Annotated in this window: 16 protein-coding genes and 1 riboswitch; of the genes, 10 read left to right on the top strand and 6 right to left on the bottom strand. The window is 72.5% G+C overall.

The features are described 5' to 3' along the window. Nucleotides 1-20 precede the first annotated feature (20 nt). Both OG753_RS33185 and OG753_RS33180 read right to left on the bottom strand, forming a co-directional pair. Nucleotides 21-785, bottom strand: a complete 765-nt coding sequence (locus OG753_RS33185; RefSeq protein WP_327265291.1) for a class I SAM-dependent methyltransferase — start codon at nucleotides 783-785, stop codon at nucleotides 21-23. Continuing rightward, nucleotides 785-1,090 carry a 4a-hydroxytetrahydrobiopterin dehydratase gene (locus OG753_RS33180; protein ID WP_327265290.1) on the bottom strand — a complete coding sequence of 102 codons (306 nt, stop codon included), beginning with the start codon at nucleotides 1,088-1,090 and terminating at the stop codon, nucleotides 785-787. Before OG753_RS33180 ends, OG753_RS33185 begins: the two co-directional genes overlap by 1 nt. A gap of 173 nt (nucleotides 1,091-1,263) precedes the next feature. Between OG753_RS33180 and OG753_RS33175 the strand changes: the two genes are divergently transcribed. Together OG753_RS33175 and OG753_RS33170 are read left to right on the top strand one after the other, a co-directional pair. Then, the gene (locus OG753_RS33175) at nucleotides 1,264-3,075 is read left to right on the top strand and encodes an FAD-dependent oxidoreductase (protein ID WP_405791198.1); all 1,812 of its coding nucleotides are present in this window, start codon (nucleotides 1,264-1,266) and stop codon (nucleotides 3,073-3,075) included. 24 nt (nucleotides 3,076-3,099) lie between these two features. Beyond that, nucleotides 3,100-3,888 carry a helix-turn-helix domain-containing protein gene (locus OG753_RS33170; protein ID WP_405791197.1) on the top strand — a complete coding sequence of 263 codons (789 nt, stop codon included), beginning with the start codon at nucleotides 3,100-3,102 and terminating at the stop codon, nucleotides 3,886-3,888. Here OG753_RS33170 and OG753_RS33165 read toward each other — a convergent pair. Beyond that, entirely contained in the window at nucleotides 3,874-4,296 is a 423-nt protein-coding gene (locus OG753_RS33165; protein WP_327265287.1) for a hypothetical protein, read from the bottom strand. The two genes, OG753_RS33170 and OG753_RS33165, sit on opposite strands and share 15 nt — an antisense overlap. Before the next feature lie 243 nt (nucleotides 4,297-4,539). Here OG753_RS33165 and OG753_RS33160 point away from each other — a divergent pair, with 243 nt between their 5' ends. The 5 genes from OG753_RS33160 (at nucleotide 4,540) to OG753_RS33140 (ending at nucleotide 9,578) form a co-directional block, all read left to right on the top strand. Further along, the gene (locus tag OG753_RS33160; protein WP_327265267.1) at nucleotides 4,540-5,073 is read left to right on the top strand and encodes a hypothetical protein; all 534 of its coding nucleotides are present in this window, start codon (nucleotides 4,540-4,542) and stop codon (nucleotides 5,071-5,073) included. Between the two features lie 220 nt (nucleotides 5,074-5,293). Then, complete coding sequence (locus tag OG753_RS33155) at nucleotides 5,294-6,316, top strand: hypothetical protein (protein WP_405791196.1); 1,023 nt, start codon at nucleotides 5,294-5,296, stop codon at nucleotides 6,314-6,316. Further along, nucleotides 6,313-6,948 (top strand): toxin-antitoxin system, toxin component, encoded by a 636-nt coding sequence (locus OG753_RS33150; protein ID WP_405791195.1) that lies wholly within the window; start codon nucleotides 6,313-6,315, stop codon nucleotides 6,946-6,948. Before OG753_RS33155 ends, OG753_RS33150 begins: the two co-directional genes overlap by 4 nt. A gap of 16 nt (nucleotides 6,949-6,964) precedes the next feature. Continuing rightward, the gene (locus OG753_RS33145) at nucleotides 6,965-8,398 is read left to right on the top strand and encodes an FAD-dependent monooxygenase (protein ID WP_327265264.1); all 1,434 of its coding nucleotides are present in this window, start codon (nucleotides 6,965-6,967) and stop codon (nucleotides 8,396-8,398) included. A gap of 10 nt (nucleotides 8,399-8,408) precedes the next feature. Beyond that, nucleotides 8,409-9,578: an MAB_1171c family putative transporter gene (locus OG753_RS33140; protein ID WP_327265263.1), complete on the top strand. Its 1,170-nt coding sequence runs from the start codon at nucleotides 8,409-8,411 to the stop codon at nucleotides 9,576-9,578. A 64-nt stretch (nucleotides 9,579-9,642) separates the two neighbouring features. Here OG753_RS33140 and OG753_RS33135 read toward each other — a convergent pair whose 3' ends face one another. Further along, nucleotides 9,643-10,488: a bifunctional 5,10-methylenetetrahydrofolate dehydrogenase/5,10-methenyltetrahydrofolate cyclohydrolase gene (locus OG753_RS33135; protein ID WP_327266981.1), complete on the bottom strand. Its 846-nt coding sequence runs from the start codon at nucleotides 10,486-10,488 to the stop codon at nucleotides 9,643-9,645. Nucleotides 10,489-10,578: 90 nt separating this feature from the next. Beyond that, nucleotides 10,579-10,681, bottom strand: a riboswitch (ZMP/ZTP riboswitch). Between the two features lie 57 nt (nucleotides 10,682-10,738). Between OG753_RS33135 and OG753_RS33130 the strand changes: the two genes are divergently transcribed. The 3 genes from OG753_RS33130 to OG753_RS33120 all read left to right on the top strand — a co-directional run bounded on the left by OG753_RS33130 (nucleotide 10,739) and on the right by OG753_RS33120 (nucleotide 13,863). After that, nucleotides 10,739-11,500 carry a class I SAM-dependent methyltransferase gene (locus OG753_RS33130; RefSeq protein ID WP_405791194.1) on the top strand — a complete coding sequence of 254 codons (762 nt, stop codon included), beginning with the start codon at nucleotides 10,739-10,741 and terminating at the stop codon, nucleotides 11,498-11,500. Between the two features lie 213 nt (nucleotides 11,501-11,713). Continuing rightward, the gene (locus OG753_RS33125) at nucleotides 11,714-13,303 is read left to right on the top strand and encodes an RNA polymerase sigma factor (protein ID WP_327265261.1); all 1,590 of its coding nucleotides are present in this window, start codon (nucleotides 11,714-11,716) and stop codon (nucleotides 13,301-13,303) included. Nucleotides 13,304-13,440: 137 nt separating this feature from the next. Further along, complete coding sequence (locus OG753_RS33120) at nucleotides 13,441-13,863, top strand: hypothetical protein (protein WP_405791193.1); 423 nt, start codon at nucleotides 13,441-13,443, stop codon at nucleotides 13,861-13,863. Between the two features lie 14 nt (nucleotides 13,864-13,877). On the opposite strand, the gene OG753_RS33115 is transcribed toward OG753_RS33120, so the two are convergent. Together OG753_RS33115 and OG753_RS33110 are read right to left on the bottom strand one after the other, a co-directional pair. After that, the gene (locus OG753_RS33115; RefSeq protein ID WP_405791192.1) at nucleotides 13,878-15,695 is read right to left on the bottom strand and encodes a DUF2201 family putative metallopeptidase; all 1,818 of its coding nucleotides are present in this window, start codon (nucleotides 15,693-15,695) and stop codon (nucleotides 13,878-13,880) included. Further along, the gene (locus tag OG753_RS33110) at nucleotides 15,692-16,753 is read right to left on the bottom strand and encodes a MoxR family ATPase (protein WP_327265258.1); all 1,062 of its coding nucleotides are present in this window, start codon (nucleotides 16,751-16,753) and stop codon (nucleotides 15,692-15,694) included. Before OG753_RS33110 ends, OG753_RS33115 begins: the two co-directional genes overlap by 4 nt. Nucleotides 16,754-16,773: the final 20 nt, after the last annotated feature.

The following is a 16,773-nucleotide window of genomic DNA, read 5'->3' as shown; positions in this document are numbered from 1 at the left end:
GGGCGGATCTTTCGCCCTGGTCAGACGCGTACGAAGCTCCGTATGCGGTACGTCGGCTCCGCGCGCGGAACGTCCTGGTCCGGCAGCAGTTCCAGCCGGGCCGCCAGCTCCTGCGCGGTGATCCCGCGCGGGACGATCCGCGAGGCGTACCGGCCCGCGAGCAGGGCCTCGGCGGAGCCGCGCGGGCTGCGGCCCTGGCCGTGGCCGGTGAAGAGGGCCTCGCCGACCGGGAGCAGGCCCGCCCGGGCCGCGTAGGCCTCGACCTCCCCGGACGCGTCCGAGGGGGTCGGGGTCAGGTGCGCGGCGAAGACGGCGTCGATGTCGCTCCCCACGTCGTGCGCCGAGTCCTTGTCCACGGTGGCGAGGAAGACACCGCCGGGCCGCAGCGCCCGCGCGGCCTCGGCGATCACCGCCGGGACCAGCCCCGGCTCGCGCAGCAGGTGCAGGAGCCACACCGCGCTCACCGCGCACAGTGATCCCGACCGCACGGGCAGCCGGGCCGCGTCGGCCAGGGTCACCGGCACGCCTCGCCGCAGTGCCGCGGCGGCCATTCCGTGGGAGGCGTCGGCGCCGAGGACGTGCAGGGCGGGGCGCCTGAGCCGGCTGGTGACGATGCCGGTGCCGCAGCCGAGGTCGAGGAGGGTTCCGGTGTCCGCGGGGAGCAGTCCGAGGACGGCGGCGGCGGCCGCCTCGGCGCGCGGGGTGCCGCCACGGGTGGCGTCGTAGACCTCGGCCTCGGCGTCGTAGTCGAGCAGGGTTCTCGCGGACGGTATGTGCGTGGTCATCAGCTCGCGCCGTGGGCCGGGGCGAGTGCTTCGACGCGTTCGGCGAGGGCGAAGTCGGACTCCGTCACCACGTCACCGGCGTCGTGGCTGTTCACGGAGAGCCGGACCGTGTTGTAACCGAGCGTCAGGTCGGAGTGGTGGTTCAACTCCTGCTGGACGCTGGCGATATGGGCGACGAGGGCACTCGCGGCGAAGTGCGTGCCCAGCCGGTAGGTGCGGAAGATCCGGTCGTCCTCGAAGGCCCAGCCGGGGAGTTCCCGCAACCGGTCCTCGATCTCCTTCTGCGACAGCGGCTCACTCGGCATGCACCGGCTCCTTTTCCCGTGACGTGTAGTCAAGGTTCCCACAGTGGACGACGGAACAATCCTTTCGCGCCATAGTGCGCTCGGGTACTTCTACGCCTTCCGCGTCCATCCGGCCCCTCATATGCTCCTGCGCCGGACAGGCTGTTACCAGCGGTAACGAGAGGGCATTCGCCATGGCGGGCACAAGGAGTTCCAGGCGTACGTTCATCGCGGGCGCGGGCGCGGCGGCCGCCTCGGGGGCGGTCGCGGCCGGAGGCGGGGCGACGCCGGCCGCGGCGGCCACGGCAGCCGCGGGCAGCCCGCCGGTACCGCCTTCGCCGTCGGCCGGACGGCGTGTCGCGGTGCTCGGCGGCGGGGTGGCCGGCCTGACCGCCGCGCACGAACTCGCCGAACGCGGATACGCCGTGACGGTGTACGAGCGCCGGGCGCTGGGCGGCAAGGCACGCAGCATGGACGTGCCCGGCAGCGCCCGCGGCGGGCGCCGGCCGCTGCCGGCCGAGCACGGCTTCCGCTTCATCCCCGGCATCTACCACAACCTGCCCGACACGATGCGGCGGATCCCCTTCCCCGGGAACGCGCACGGCGTGTGGGACAACCTCGTCGCGCCCCGCGAGATGATGTTCGCCCGGGCGGCCGGGCGCGAGGACCTGCGCGCGCCCATCCCCTGGCCGGAGCACTCCCCCGCCGAGCTGACGCCCGAGGAGCTCCGGCGCGCCCTCACCGGCATCCTGCAGACACTGGTCCGGCTCCCGCCGCACGAGACGGCGTACTTCGTCGATCGCGTGCTCGTCTTCCTCACCAGCTGCGACGAGCGGCGCGACGAGGTGTGGGAACGGACCCCGTGGTGGGACTTCGTGCGCGCGGCGCGGATGTCGAACGAGTACCGGCGCATCCTCGCCGTCGGCATCACCCGCAACATCGTGGCGACCAAGGCCGAGGAGGCCTCCACCCGTACGGTCGGCACCCTCGGTGAGGCCTTCGTCTTCAACCTGCTGGGGCGCGGGGCCGACGGCCCGCCCGACCGGATCCTCAACCTGCCGACCAACGAGGCCTGGATCGACCCCTGGGAGGCCCATCTGCGCTCCCTCGGCGTGGAGTTCAGGATCGGCTGGACCGTACGTGAGGTGCGGTGCGCGGGCGGCCGGGTGAGCGGGGTCGCCGTCGAGGGCCCGGACGGCGCCGTGCACAGCGTCACCGCGGACCACTACGTGAGCGCGCTGCCCGTCGAGCACGCCCGCCGCACCTGGAGCGCGGCGCTGCGGGCCGCCGATCCGATGCTGGGGCGCTGCGACCGGCTGCAGACGGACTGGATGACCGGCATCCAGTTCTATCTCACCGAGCGGGCCCCACTGGTGCACGGCCATCTCAACTGCATCGACTCCCCATGGTCGTTGACCGCGATCCAGCAGGCCGAGCACTGGCCGGACCGGGACTTCCCGGCCGACTACGGCGACGGGAGCGCGGTCGACTGCCTGTCGGTGGACATCTCGGAGTGGGACAAGCCGGGGATCCTGTACGGAAAGACGGCCAAGCAGTGCACCCGCGAGGAGGTGGCCCGCGAGGTGTGGGCGCAGCTGAAGGCCTCCCTCAACGACACCGGGAAGACACTGCTGGCCGACTCCAAGCTGCATTCCTGGTTCCTGGACCCGGGCGTGGACGGGCTCGGCACCCCGCACCCCACCAACCAGGACGAGCTGCTCATCCACCCGGTCGGCACCTTCCACAACCGGCCGAGCGCGGGCACCCGCATCCCCAACTTCTTCCTCAGCGGGGACTACGTCGCGGTCGACATCGACCTGGCGACGATGGAGGGCGCCAACGCCTCGGCCCGTGCTGCCGTCAACTCCCTGCTGGACCGGGACGGTTCCCCGGCGCCGCGGTGCACGGTCCGACCGCTGTACCGGGCGCCGGAACTGGAGGCCGCCAAGCGCCACGACCTCTGGCGCCACCGTCTCGGCCTGCGGAACGTCTTCGACCTGGGCTGAGCCCCCTCGGCTACCGTCGTGCACATGACGACGACGAGTGTGGGCACCCTGCTGCGCGCCTGGCGGGAGCGGCGCGGCATCAGCCAGCTGGAACTGGCGGGCCGCGCCGAATCCTCGTCGCGGCACATCAGCTTCATCGAAACGGGCCGGTCGCGGCCGAGCGAGGAGATGGTGCTGCGGCTGGCCGGCCATCTGGACGTGCCGATGCGGGAGCGCAACTCACTCCTGCTGGCGGCGGGTTACGCGCCTCGTTACGCCCACACCGCACTGGACGACCCGTCGATGGAGACGCTGCGCGAGGGCATCGCGCAGCTGCTGACCGGGTACGAGCCCTATCCCGCACTGGTCGTGGACGCCGTGTACAACGTCGTCGCGGCCAATCAGGGCATCGCGATGCTGCTGGAAGGGCTGCCCGATCACCTGCTGGCCCCGCCGCTGAACGCCATGCGGATCACCCTGCACCCGCAGGGGCTGGCACCGAGGATCCGCAACCTCAGGGAGTGGCGCGGGCACCTGCTGGCGCAGATGGAACGGCAGATCGCGCTGGCCCGGTCCGAGCCGCTGCGCGCGCTGTACGAGGAGGTGTCGGCCTATCCGGTCACCGGCCGCCCGGGCGACAGCGCACCGGACGAGCCCGTTCCGTACATCGCGCTGCCGCTGGTCATCGAGCACGACGGGCACGTGCTGTCCTTCGTGTCGTCCATCGCGACCTTCAACACGCCGATGGACGTGACCGTCGCCGAGCTGGCCATCGAGACGATGCTCCCGGCCGACCCGGCGACGGTGAAGTACCTGCGCTCACTGGGCGGCTGAGCCCGCCCGCAGCGCGAGCTGCTGGAGCACGGCGAAGCCGGCCACGGTGGCCGCCTGGACCGGGATCCACACCAGGCCGGCCGTGGTGGGCGCGGTCCACAGTGCGAGTGAGACCAGGCTCAGGGCGGCCCAGGCGTAGTTCGTCTCGATGACGAGCTTCACGGGGAGGGCGGGCGGCCGCCGCCGCGATGCGAGCAGGCCGACCCCCGCCCCGTACGCGACGAGGAGGATCCCGAGCACCGGCAGCAGCCCCTGACCGACCCCGAGCAGCCGGCCGATCGGGGCGGAAAAGGCGACGTAGGCGAGCCCGTTGGCGGTGGTGACCACGGAGTCGAGGGCGAGGAAGCGGCGCAGCGCGGTCTGCGGGACGCGGGTGCGGGCGAAGCCGGCGAGCGGGGTCGCGGACATGGGAATCAGCCTCCATCGAGGGTGGGACGGGCGGGCGGGACACGGGTTCCGGAACCGAGTGCGCGGCCCCGGAACCCGTTGCGTCCACTGTGCCGGGGGCCTTGGAGCGGGTCGATTACCTCTCAGGTAAGGGACGGGCGCCCCGGGGCGTCGCGCGCGGCGGATGCCTTCTGCGCCGTCGTCCTGACGCCGTGCCGCGGCAGCGGGCAGGATGGGCGGAAAGCGCTACGGAGGGGGCACATCGTGGGGCACGGCGAGGCGAACGGCGACCGCGACAGGTGGGCCGAGGAGGCCTATGCGGTACTGACCGGTGTGGCGGGGACCTACCACGCGGTGATCACGTACAAGGCCCTGGGAGCGGAGGTCCAGGAGAGGTCGGGCATCCGCACCGAGGCACTGCTCCACAACTGGATCGGCTCGGTCCTCGGGAGGGTGGTCCGCGAGGCGCACCGGCGGGGGGACCCGCCGCTGACCGCGCTGGTCGTGCACAGCGGCGACGGCATGGTGGGCGTCGGCTACAAGGAGGTTCTGGAGATCGCGGGGCAGCCGCCCGTGCTCGACGCGGCGGAGCGCGAACAGCACGCGGCCCGGGCGCGGCTCGACTGCTACCGGCGGTTCGGTGCGGAACTCCCGCCGGACGGAGGGGTTCCGGCTCTGGCTCCCGTGTACCGGGCGGCCGTCGAGCGCCGGCGGGCCCGGACCGCGGAGCCGCCTCCCGTCTGCACCGGTTGCTTCGTCCAGCTTCCGGCGACGGGCGTGTGCGACTCCTGCGGCTGAGCCCCCGAGGAGCCGGAGGAGGCCGAGGAGGCTGAGGAGATCGAGGAGGCCGTACTTCGGCTCCCCCGGCCCCCGTTCGCGCCTCCATGAGCATGCCAACCCTTTTTGAGCCGTACGGCAGGAAACGTTGGGGTTCCCCTGGTTCGGCCAAGGGCGGGGGGTTAGGCTTCTCGAAGCCCGTTCCACTCGAACGCCTTGTCGACATATGGAGATTCAGCCGGTGCGAGCCGCCCGACCCGACCTCGTCGCGATCTGGCGTCGCACTTGGGCGCTGTCCCAGGAAAGCGGCAAGGACCCGGCCAAGGTGCTGTCGGCGGAGCGGCTGAGCCACCTGTCCGGGGTCGAGCCCGGGCGCATACCCGAGGTGGTGGCGGGCACCGCCGTCGAGGCGCCGCTGGAGCGGCGGGTGCACGAGCGGTTCCTGCGGCTGCGCGCCACCCGGCGCGACAAGCACGGCAGGGAGTGGCCGCTGGCCGCCATTGCCGACGACTTCGACGCCCCCGGCGCCTCCCTGGGGCCGCTCAACGCCGGCACCGGGCTGCCGCGGATGGGTCACGCTGCCGGTGTGCAGCGGTTCTTCGGCGTCCACGCCGGATTCCTCCTGGCCGACAGCAAGAGCGCGGTGGAACGGGCCCTCGCCCTGTCCGCGACCACCGTCTCGGACGGCCGGGACGACCTCGAGCACCTCTCGTACCTCACGGGCATGACCCCGCGGGCCATCCGGCTCACCCTGGACGGCAGCCCGCCCCGGCTTCCGCTGAAGGAGCAGGTGCACCTGCGGTTCGAGCACCTGCGACGCACCCGCGTACGGGAGGACGGGCAGCCGCACTCACTGGCGGCCATCGCCAAGTCCTTCGACGCGTCGGGGCAGTCGCTGACCCGGCTCGCCCAGGGCGAGGGCCTGCCGAACCTCGCCGCGGCCGCCGGGATCCAGCGTTTCTACGGCGTCGAGGGCGGCTTCCTGCTGGCCGACGACACCGAGGCCCTCTCCACCGCCCTCGCCCTGATCGAGGGGGAGCTGGAGTCCGCGGTGCGCGACCGGGAGAACCCGATGCTGGCGGTGCTGCGGGGGCACGACGTACGCAGCATCGTCACGCGGGCCGGACGGCTGTCGCCCCAGGGCTGGAAGTCACTGGCCGACCACTTGGACGACCTCCTCGCGCGCGAGGGGCAGCTCGAAGTTCCGGGCACGAAGGACGGAGCACCGACCGGGGGCGCCGCCGCCGAGGGAGAAACACCATGAGGACCACACGGGCCATGCGCAGGCTTGCCTCCGCACTGCTGGAGGACGCGCGCCTGACGCCGCCGGCCGAGGCCAGGGAGATCATCGGCGCGCTGTGCGCGGCGTACGCCGCGCGCCGCGGCGGAGACCGGAAGGTCGATGTCCATTTCACCTCCTTCCCGCCCGACACCGCGAGCGGGCTGTGGCTGGAGCTGGACGACGTGGACCTCATCGTGGTCGAGCAGCACACCCGGCCCGAACACCAGCTCGTCATCGCGTGCCACGAGCTGTGGCACCTGGACGAGGGGACCTGCGACAGCGTCGGCCCGGGCATGCTGGTGGCCGCCCGGCTGGCGGGAGACCCCGGCCGTCTCGCCGAACTGCTGGCCTCCGACTCCGGGTTGGAGGCCGTGGTCCGGCAGGCCGCCGCCCGCGCCGACCAGGGGGATCCGGCGGAGATCCGGGCCGAGACCTTCGGCCTGCACCTCGGCAACACCCTGCGCTCCTACCTGCCGTCACCCCGGGAGCAGCAGCTCCCCGAAGACATCGAGCGCATCAAGTCCTCACTCGGTTGGGGAAGTCCCGTGCCACGCCGCGACCCGAACCAGCCGGTCGCCGCACCCCTTGCGCCGATGCCCTCAGCACGGCCCTGACAGAGAGCACGACACGATGACCCAGTCTTCCCCGCCCCGCCACGCCGTCGTCATCGGCGGCAGTATGGCCGGCCTCCTCGCTGCCGCCGTCCTGGCCGAGCACGCGACGGTCACGATCATCGACGCGGACACCCTCCCGGACAGCCCGACGCCGCGCCGCGGACTTCCGCAGGCACGGCACGTCCACGTCATGTGGTCCGGCGGGGCGCGGGCGATCGAGGACATCCTGCCCGGCATCACCGAGGACTGGACGGCGGCCGGTGCGATCCGCCGCAGCCTGCCCACCGACCTGGTCACCAAGACCGCCGAGGGCTGGATCCCGCGCTGCTCGGAGATGCAGTTCAACATCTCGTGCAGCCGCGACCTCCTCGACTCGGTGGTCCGGGCCCGGGTGACCGCCCTCGAAGGGGTGTCCACCCTCCAGCAGAGCCGCGTCCGGGGCCTGGAGGGCACGGCGGCACGCATCACCGGCGTCCGCGTCGACACGCCCGGGGAAGAGGGCAGGTTCGTTCCCGCCGACCTCGTCGTCGACGCCAGCGGACGGGGCTCCCGCGCCCGCACCTGGCTGCAGGAGCTCGGCGTCGGCGGTATCAGACGGGCCGAGGTCGACTCCGGCCTGGTCTATGCGACGCGGATCTTCGAAGCACCCGCCGGGGCCCACGAGTCGGGCTTCCCCATAGTCAACGTCCAGTCCGACCCCCGCGTGCCGGTACCGGGCCGGACGGCCACCATCGTGCCCATCGAGAACGGGCAGTGGCAGGCCACCCTGTCGGGCACCCGCGGCGGCCAGCCGACCGGCGACCCCGACGAGTTCATCCCGTTCGCCAAGGGCATCCGGGACCCGATCGTCGGCGAGCTCCTGGAGGGCCGCAAGCCCCTCACGGACGTCGCCGTCACCAAGGGCACCGCCAACCGCCGGATCTACTTCGAGAAGGTCGACCTCCCGGACGGCTTCTTCGCCGTCGGCGACTCGGTCGCCACCTTCAACCCGCTGTACGGGCAGGGCATGACCGTCGCCGCCCAGGGCCTGCTGGCCGTACGCGCCCTGCTGCGGGCCAAGGGACTCTCCCAGCCCGCCTTCGGGCGCGAGGCGCAGCGCGCGATCGCCCCGCAGGTGGCCACCGCCTGGGACCTCGCCACCTCGCAGGACATCCTCTACCCCGGCGCCACCGGCATGAAGCCGCGGACGGGGGCGGGCCTGCTCAACGCGTACGTCAGCCGGCTGATGACCGGCGCCACCACCCGCGAGGCGCTCACCGCCGCCTTCCTCCAGGTGATCACGATGAGCAGTACGCCCGCCCACTGGCTGCGGCCGTCGGTGATCTGGCACGTCCTGCGCGCCTCGGACCGGGGTGCGCTGAAGGCGCCGCCGCTCACGGCCGCCGAGCGGACGGTCGCCGGGCTCGACCAGCGGTCCGGTCCGGTCGACCCCGCCGGCCGCGTCCGATGAGGGCCGCCGGATGAAGGACGGACTCATCCTCTATGTGCCGGGCGTCCTGCTGATCCTGATCCTGCTGGTCAAGGCCCCGACCCTGCGCCGGGGCTGGGCCCAGCCGCCGATGCGGGCCGTGTGCGCGCTGCTGGTGGTCGGCTGCCTCGTACTGGTCCTGGCCGCGCCTCCGACGATCGCTGCGGTCAACCGTCTCACCGGGGTGGCGAACTTCTCGGCGCCGCTGGTGTTCGGCCTGATCACCATGTTCTCCGGGGCGTGCGTCGTCCTGGTCCTGCAGTGGGGCGGCGGCCCGCCCGACGCGGTGCGCCGGGCGACCCGGCTGACGGTGGCCGGGTTCGGCGCCGTCACCGTGCTGATCGTCGTCCTGTTCATGATCGGCGACGCGCCGGTGGAACGCCTGCGGGACCTGGACACGTACTACGCCGACACTCCGTGGATCCGCGAGATGGTTGTCTGCTACCTGCTCGCGCACACCGTGGGCAGCACGGCGCTGACGGTGCTCACCGGGCGGTGGCTGCGGCGCGCCGACCCCTCCCTGCGTCCGCTGCGCACCGGGCTGGCCCTGATCATGCTCGGCGGTGTCCTGGACCTCGGCTACCTGCTGATGAAGTGGACCGCGCTGAGCGCCCGGTGGAGCGGCCGCGACTGGGACGCCCTGTCCACGGACGCGGCGCCGCCGCTGGCCTCGGGGGCGGCCCTGCTGGTGGCGACCGGGTTCATCGTGCCGCTGGTCGGCGGGTCACAGACCTGGCGGGACTTCAGCCAGTACCGGCGGCTGCACCCGCTGTGGAAGGCCCTGCGCGGCTTCGCCGCGTCCAGTGTGCGGACGGTTCCGCTCGCCTGGTGGTCACCCGTGGGGATCCGGCTGATCCACCGCGAGTCCGTCATCGACGACGGGATCCTGGCCCTCGCCCCGTGGTTCGACCCCTCCGTGCGCAGCGCGGCGTACGAGGACGCGTGCGGGCAGGGCATGAGCCGGGCCCGGGCCGAGGTCGTGGCCGACGCCGCGATGATCGCTGCCGCGTGCGGGCTGCGGACGGCCTCCGGGGAGGCCGCCGGGCCGCCGGAGCACCCCGAGCCGCCGCGCCTGTCCGGTCAGCCGCTGTCCGCCCTGGCGCTCGAGTTCCGCACCTCCCCCATCGTCGCGGCGGCCCGCCGCGACGCCGTCCGGGCCTGAACGCGCGAACGCCCCGGACCGTCGGGTCCGGGGCGTTCGCGCGGCGTACGGGCGCGGGCGGAGGTCAGAGCTCCGCGAGGTCCAGCCCGGCCTGTGCGGCGGCGGCCTGCACGGTCTGCTCCAGCAGTACGGCGATGGTCATCGGGCCGACCCCGCCCGGCACCGGGGTGATCAGGGAGGCCCGGGCGGCGGCGGACTCGAAGTGCACGTCGCCCACGTTGCCCTCGTTGTACCCGGCGTCCAGGACCACCGCGCCCGGCTTGATGTCCTCGCCCCGGATGAACTCGGCCTTGCCGACGGCGGCGACCAGCACGTCGGCCTGGCGCACGATCGAGGGGAGGTCCTGGGTTCGCGAGTGGCAGTAGGTGACGGTGGCGTTCTGCTCCAGCAGCAGCATCCCGGCCGGCTTGCCCAGGATCGCGCTGCGGCCGACGACCACGGCGTGCTTGCCGGTCAGGTCCACGTCGTAGGCGGCGAGGAGGCGCATGATGCCGCCGGGGGTGCAGGAGACGAAGCCCGGCAGCCCGAAGCCCATCGCGGCGAAGGAGTGCATGGTGACCCCGTCGACGTCCTTGCCCGGGGCGATGGCCTCGAAGGCGGCGCGCTCGTCGATGTGGTGCGGGACGGGGTGCTGCAGCAGGATGCCGCTGATCTGCGGGTCCTCGGAGAGCTCGGTGAGGGTGGCCACCAGCTCCTCCGTGGTGGTCGTGGCCGGCAGCTCGACGTGGCGGGAGGTGATCCCCGCCTTGGCACAGCGGTTCTGCTTCATGCGGACGTAGGTCACGGAGGCCGGGTCCTCGCCGACCAGCACGGTCGCCAGGCACGGCGCGGTGCCGGTGCGCTCGGTGATCTTCGCCGCGTGGGCGGCGGTCTGCTCCGAGATGCGGCGGGCGAGGGCCGTGCCGTCCATCAGCCGGGCGGGGCCGTCGGCACCGGCGGGGGCAGTGGCGGGGGCAGTCTGGGCAGTCGTCACGGGGTCTCCTGAACGTCGCTGCGGATCGCGGTTCGCCCAGGCGCGCGGCAGACGGCGTACCGGAGGTCCACAGGTACGCCGGGCCGCTCCCCGGTGGTGATCCACCCGAACGCCAGTCACGGCCCGCCGACCACTGTAGTCGACATATCCGGTGGTTGTCGGGCGTCCGACCTGGGACGATCAATGCATGACGCGTACTTTCGACCATCTTGTCGCCGAGGCCGAGTCCGTCTCCGTGGACGGCTGGGACTTCTCCTGGCTCGACGGCCGGGCCACCGAACAGCGTCCCTCCTGGGGGTACCAGAAACTGATGAGCGAACGCCTGGCCCGGGCCCGCTCCGCCCTGGACATCCAGACCGGCGGCGGCGAGGTCCTGGCCGGATGCGCTCCGCTGCCGCCGCTGATGGTGGCCACCGAGTCCTGGCCGCCCAACATCGACAAGGCGACGCGGCTGCTGCACCCGCTGGGCGCGGTGGTGGTCGCCGACGCCGACGAGCCGCCGCTGCCCTTCGGCGACGCCGCCTTCGAGCTGGTGACCAGCCGGCACCCGGTGTCGATCTGGTGGGAGGAGATCGCGCGGGTGCTGGCGCCGGGCGGCAGCTACCTCTCGCAGCAGGTCGGTCCGTCGAGCGTCTTCGAGCTCGTGGAGTACTTCCTCGGCCCGCAGCCGGAGGAGATCCGGCGCGGCCGGCACCCCGACGACGCGGTGGCCGACGCCACCGCGGCCGGCCTCGAAGTCCTCGATCTGCGCTCCGAACGACTGCGCACGGAGTTCCACGACATCGGAGCCGTGATCTACTTTCTACGGAAGGTGATCTGGATGGTGCCCGGCTTCACGGTCGGGCAGTACCGGGACCGGCTGCGCGAGCTCCACGAACAGATCGAAAGCGAAGGTCCGTTCGTCGCGCACACCGCTCGCTTCCTCATCGAAGCCCGCAAAAAGGGCTGACGTGAAGGGCGGACGGATCTGCGCCGGATCGGTTGCGCGGCCACAGCGTGGCGCAGGTCACTCAATTCAGCGCGTAACGAATCGACTCGGGCATGCGATGAACCGACAGGTGTCCTCGCGCGGCCCGGAATACAGACCCCCCTCGGGTCTGTTTCCCGAGTTCGCGCGATGATGTCCCGCCCACCCTTATCTGTTCGCAACGAGAGGCTCCTTGTGTCGCTCAGCCCGTCCCGTACGTTCCCTCCGGAGATCGCCGAATCCGAGGCCCTTGTCGCGCTCGTCGAGCGCGGCCGCGAGCAGGGTCACATCAACGGTGACGACGTGCGCCAGGCCTTCGAGGCCGGCCGCATCCCGGTGGACCAGTGGAAGCGGGTCCTGCGCAGCCTGAACCAGGTCCTGGACGAGGAGGGTGTCGCCCTTCACGTCAGCGCGGCCCCCGCCACCAAGGCTGCCGCCAAGAAGCCCCGCAAGGCTGCCGCCGCCCCGGCCCGCACCGCGGCCAAGAAGGCCACCCCGGCGCCGCGCCCCATCGGCGCGCGCAAGACCACGGCCGCCACCGCGGCCGCGGCCTCCGCCACGGCGATATCCGCTTCGTCGGCAGCCGCCACCGAGGACGAGGTGCCGGCCGAGGCCGCCGCCGAGCCGAAGAAGCGCACGGTCAAGAAGACCGCCGCCAAGAAGACCGCCGTGAAGAAGACCGCCGCGGCGAAGAAGACCGGTGCCAAGGACGCCGACGAGGGCGAGACCCCCGTCGCCGAGGGCGAGGACTGGGCTGCCGAGGACCTGGCCGACGAGGCCGAGGAGGAGGCTCCCAAGCCCGGCGGCGCCCAGGGCTTCGTCCTGTCCGACGACGACGAGGACGACGCTCCGGCGCAGACGGTCATGGTGGCCGGTGCCACCGCCGACCCCGTCAAGGACTACCTGAAGCTCATCGGCAAGGTGCCGCTCCTCAACGCCGAGCAGGAGGTGGAGCTCGCCAAGCGCATCGAGGCGGGCCTGTTCTCCGAGTACAAGCTCGAGGAGGAGGAGGACCACAAGCCCGCCTTCAAGCGCGAGCTGGAGATCCTGGTCGAGGACGGCCGCCGTGCGAAGAACCACCTGCTGGAGGCCAACCTCCGCCTCGTGGTCTCCCTCGCCAAGCGCTACACCGGCCGCGGCATGCTCTTCCTGGACCTGATCCAGGAGGGCAACGTCGGTCTGATCCGCGCCGTGGAGAAGTTCGACTACACCAAGGGCTTCAAGTTCTCCACGTATGCGACCTGGTGGATCCGGCAGGCGATCACGCGTGCCATGGCCGACCAGTCGCGCACCATCCGCATCCCCGTGCACATGGTCGAGATCATCAACAAGCTCGCCCGTGTGCAGCGCCAGATGCTCCAGGACCTGGGCCGTGAGCCCACCCCGGAGGAGCTGGGCAAGGAACTCGACATGACCCCCGAGAAGGTCATCGAGGTCCAGAAGTACGGCCGCGAGCCGATCTCCCTGCACACCCCCCTGGGTGAGGAGGGTGACAGCGAGTTCGGTGACCTCATCGAGGACTCCGAGGCGGTCGTCCCGGCGGACGCGGTGTCCTTCACCTTCCTCCAGGAGCAGCTCCAGTCGATCCTGGGCACGCTCTCGGAGCGCGAGGCGGGCGTGGTCTCCATGCGGTACGGCCTCAACGACGGCCAGCCGAAGACCCTGGACGAGATCGGCCGCGTGTACGGGGTCACCCGTGAGCGCATCCGCCAGATCGAGTCCAAGACCATGTCGAAGCTGCGCCACCCGTCGCGTTCGCAGGTGCTGCGCGACTACCTCGACTGATTCGATCTCCTCCAGCACGCCCCTGACCTGCAGCTTCGCGGGTCGGGGGCGTGTTGCGTGAAGGAATGGGATGGTGGGCGTTACTCCGACGGAGCATTCCGCCCGTCCCCGCCTCGCTCGCCGAGGAGGTTCCGCCCATGGCCGACACCCCGATCCCGCCCCCTCCCTCGCGGCCCCCGGAGTGGGGTCCGCGCCCGGCGGGCCCCCTGCCGGGCGAGGGCACCCCGGCCCCCGGGGGCATGCCGACCGCCGGGGGCCTGCCGGCCGCCCCGCCCGCGCCCGCGCCCGCTCCGAGGAAGCCCCGCCGGATCTTCCTCTGGGTCTTCCTGGCGGTGCAGGCGCTCTTCGTCGTCTGGGTCGTCACGGGCCTGAACAACGCCGACGATCTTCCCGAGTCCTGTGCGGGGCTGACCGGTGACTCGCTCCAGCTGTGCAAGGACGGCGGAGAGATCGGCACCGCGATCGGCATCGGGCTCGTGATCGCCCTGTGGGCGGCCGTGGACATCATCCTCACCACCACCTACGGGATCTACCGGCTCAGCCGCCGTCGGCAGGCGTAACGGGCCCGGGCCTCTCACGCCAGCCGGAAGACGGGTCCCTTGGGCGTGAACGGCAGGCAGGCGCCCTGCGGAATCAGATAGGCGTGCTCGCGCCCGATCCGCAGGGTGTCGCACCACCCGTCCGTGATCACCAGCACCGGGGCCCCCGGCGGGAAGTCCTCCGCCCGCTGCAGCAGGTCGATGCCCGGCTGCAGCTCGGTCCCGCCGCGCCCCCGGACCCGTACCCGGCCCGCGATCTCGGTGGGCGGCAGATAGCCCGCGTCGTAGGCAGCCGCGTCGCAGAAGACCACGCGGGCCGCCGGTACGTCCCGGGCCTGCGCGTACGAGGCGATCGCGCCCAGCGCCTTCCCGAGCAGGGCCGCGTTCATCGACCCCGAGGTGTCGAGCACCACGCCGAAGGTGCAGCGGGCGATCTCCTCGGGCGGGAAGTACCGGCCTGCGCGCGGGATGTCCGGGGTGGACGCCTGGCGGCGCGCCGGGCGCGCGAAGCTCCGTATGGCCTCGGGGCGCGGGACGTACTCGTCGAACCAGCGGGCGAGCCGGGCGTCCCAGGGCACCGGCGGGTGGGCCAGGGCCCGGATCTCCTGGATCAGCCCGGCGGGCAGCAGGCCGCGCTCCCCGTACGTGTGCAGGTCGAAGCCCTGGACCAGGCCGCGCCGGTAGAACTCGTCCAGATCCGTGTACGGGAGGCTGTCCGAGTGGGGCAGCGGCTCGCCCAGGATGTCCCCGCGGCCCTTGCCGCGCAGGGTGGCGAGGCGCCGCATCCGGCGCACGTCGGTGGCGATGCGGTCGTAGACCTCCTCCACGGACAGGTCCTTCAGCTCCGGGTCGTACAGCAGCCCGGCCGGCATCTCGCCGACGCCCATCTCCACGAGCCAGCCGTTGACCACGTAGTCGGCGGCCACGTTGTGCAGGTACGGGTCCCGGGCTCCGCGGCGCTCGCCGTGGCGCAGGGCGGCGTGCAGCATCTCGTGGGCCAGGACGAACCGCCATTCCTCGTCCTCGAAGGTGCGCAGCGGGTTGATGTAGATCTCCCCGGCGGTGGCGCTGACGGCGGCGACGTCGATGCCGTTGGAGCGGGCCAGCTCGGCATCGGCGACGATCTTCAGGCCGCTGGCGAGGCCGCCGAGGAGCGGGTACGAGGAGACGAACCAGTTCAGGGCCCGGTCCCACGGGCGCTGCGCCACGCGCTCCCCCGAGACCGGGTCGCGGCGCCCGCCGGCCACCTCCATGGCGGCGGAGACCCTGCGGGTCAGGGCGTGCGCGAAGGCCGTCTCCCAGTCGGGGACGGCCGTGGAGTTCCAGGCGTGCCAGGTGACCCAGACCTGGTCGGGGTGGTCGCCGGCGGTGCCGCAGAGCTCGAGGGCGGCGGGGATGCCGTCGCGGCGCCAGCGGGCCGCGAGCTGTTCCTCGTCGCCGCCGGGGTACTTGGCGGGGAGGTCGTCCGGGGGCCGCACGGCCGGCTGGGTCAGCAGGAAGCGGTTGACGACGGCGCAGCGGGCCGCCCGGTCGAAGCGGTCGGGCTGCGCGCGGTCCTTCTCGGCGGCGGCCGGGACGTGGCCGAAGCCGAGGTGGAGCAGGGCGTGGGCGAGGGCCCAGGCCCACCTCCCGGGCTCGGCGCGCAGCCCGGAGCGTACGTGGAGGACGCCGTTGGAGTCGACGGCGACCAGGCCGGCGGCAGGGGTCAGGGGGCACTTGGGCTGGTCGCACACGCTCCCGCCGACGGCGGCGAGGGCCGGATTCCGCTTGACCAGGGCAAGACCTTCGGCGAAGGCCTGGGCGGCGGGGTCCGGCTTGGCCTGCTTCTGCGGGCGACGGCGCGCGACGCTCATCGGCGGGCCTCGACCAGGCGCGGCATGTCCCGGGCGGCCTCCACGAGGAACCAGGAGGGCAGCACGGGCAGGCCGTCGGTGTCGTCGGCGATGACGGTCTGCGCCACCTCCACGGAGATCTCGGCGAGCTGGACCAGCAGCGCCTTGGCGCGGTAGGCGGTCTGGCGCAGGGCGGGCGAGACGTGCTCGCGCCGCGCCGGGAGCTCCTTGACCAGGCGGCCCCGGAAGGCCTCGGCGAGGTAGTAGAGCAGATCGCGGTCGGCGGGGCGGGTGGGCCAGGAGGCGTCGCCCTTCATGATCGCCTCGATGCCGAAGCTGTGCCGGACGATCTTGGCGTAGCCGCCGAAGGAGACGGCGTGCGCGGGCGTGAGGGTGCCGTGTGCGATCACCTTGAGGGTCTGCTCGTCCAGGTCCGGGCCGAAGGAGTGCAGGGCGTCGGAGAGCATGTGCCAGGAGCGCGGGGTGGAGAAGGGCTCCTCGGTCTTGGGCGCCTGCGACCACAGGTGGTCGGGGCGGTCGGTGAGGTAGTCGGTGACCCAGGGGTGGATGCCGTGCTCGCCGGCCCAGACCAGCCAGTCCTCGGCGGATGCCCGGAGGTGGACGTGGGTGAGGCGGTTGACGAGCGCGGAGGCGATCGGCCGGGCCAGCGCGTTGTCGGTGGCCCGGTTGCCCGCGCCGATGACGATGGAGCCCGCGGGGAGCTCGTAGGAGCCGATCCGGCGGTCGAGGATCAGCGAGTAGAAGGCCTTCTGGACGTCCGGGCTCGCGGCGTTGAGCTCGTCGAGGAAGAGGCAGTACGGCTCGTCGCGGGCGATGGCCTCCGGCGGGCAGAAGACGGACCGGCCGTCACGGATCTGCGGGACGCCGATCAGGTCCTCGGGGGCGAGCTGCGTACCGAGCAGGCTGACGCACTCCAGCCCCAGCGAGTCGGCGAACTTCCTTACGAGCGAGGACTTCCCGATGCCGGGTGCCCCCCAGAGGAACACCGGCCGCACGGTGGCGAGGCCGAGCAGCAGTTCGGGGATCTGGGCGGGGGTGACGGTGACGGCAGCCTGCACGGGCGTGGATGTCCTCGGGG

It is taken from the genome of Streptomyces sp. NBC_00029 (genome assembly GCF_045160505.1).
Taxonomy (GTDB): domain Bacteria; phylum Actinomycetota; class Actinomycetes; order Streptomycetales; family Streptomycetaceae; genus Streptomyces.
The sequence above is the reverse complement of the archived record's forward strand: the minus strand, read 5'-3'. Positions and strand labels throughout refer to the sequence as shown.

Coding starts and splice junctions, on each gene's coding strand:
- OG753_RS33170 (WP_405791197.1), top strand. CDS start 3,100: ATGACGACGACGAGTGTGGGCACCCTGCTGCGCGCCTGGCGGGAGCGG.
- OG753_RS33135 (WP_327266981.1), bottom strand. CDS start 10,488: ATGGACGGCACGGCCCTCGCCCGCCGCATCTCGGAGCAGACCGCCGCC.
- OG753_RS33120 (WP_405791193.1), top strand. CDS start 13,441: ATGGCCGACACCCCGATCCCGCCCCCTCCCTCGCGGCCCCCGGAGTGG.
- OG753_RS33185 (WP_327265291.1), bottom strand. CDS start 785: ATGACCACGCACATACCGTCCGCGAGAACCCTGCTCGACTACGACGCC.
- OG753_RS33140 (WP_327265263.1), top strand. CDS start 8,409: ATGAAGGACGGACTCATCCTCTATGTGCCGGGCGTCCTGCTGATCCTG.
- OG753_RS33175 (WP_405791198.1), top strand. CDS start 1,264: ATGGCGGGCACAAGGAGTTCCAGGCGTACGTTCATCGCGGGCGCGGGC.
- OG753_RS33145 (WP_327265264.1), top strand. CDS start 6,965: ATGACCCAGTCTTCCCCGCCCCGCCACGCCGTCGTCATCGGCGGCAGT.
- OG753_RS33165 (WP_327265287.1), bottom strand. CDS start 4,296: ATGTCCGCGACCCCGCTCGCCGGCTTCGCCCGCACCCGCGTCCCGCAG.
- OG753_RS33115 (WP_405791192.1), bottom strand. CDS start 15,695: ATGAGCGTCGCGCGCCGTCGCCCGCAGAAGCAGGCCAAGCCGGACCCC.
- OG753_RS33150 (WP_405791195.1), top strand. CDS start 6,313: ATGAGGACCACACGGGCCATGCGCAGGCTTGCCTCCGCACTGCTGGAG.
- OG753_RS33180 (WP_327265290.1), bottom strand. CDS start 1,090: ATGCCGAGTGAGCCGCTGTCGCAGAAGGAGATCGAGGACCGGTTGCGG.
- OG753_RS33130 (WP_405791194.1), top strand. CDS start 10,739: ATGACGCGTACTTTCGACCATCTTGTCGCCGAGGCCGAGTCCGTCTCC.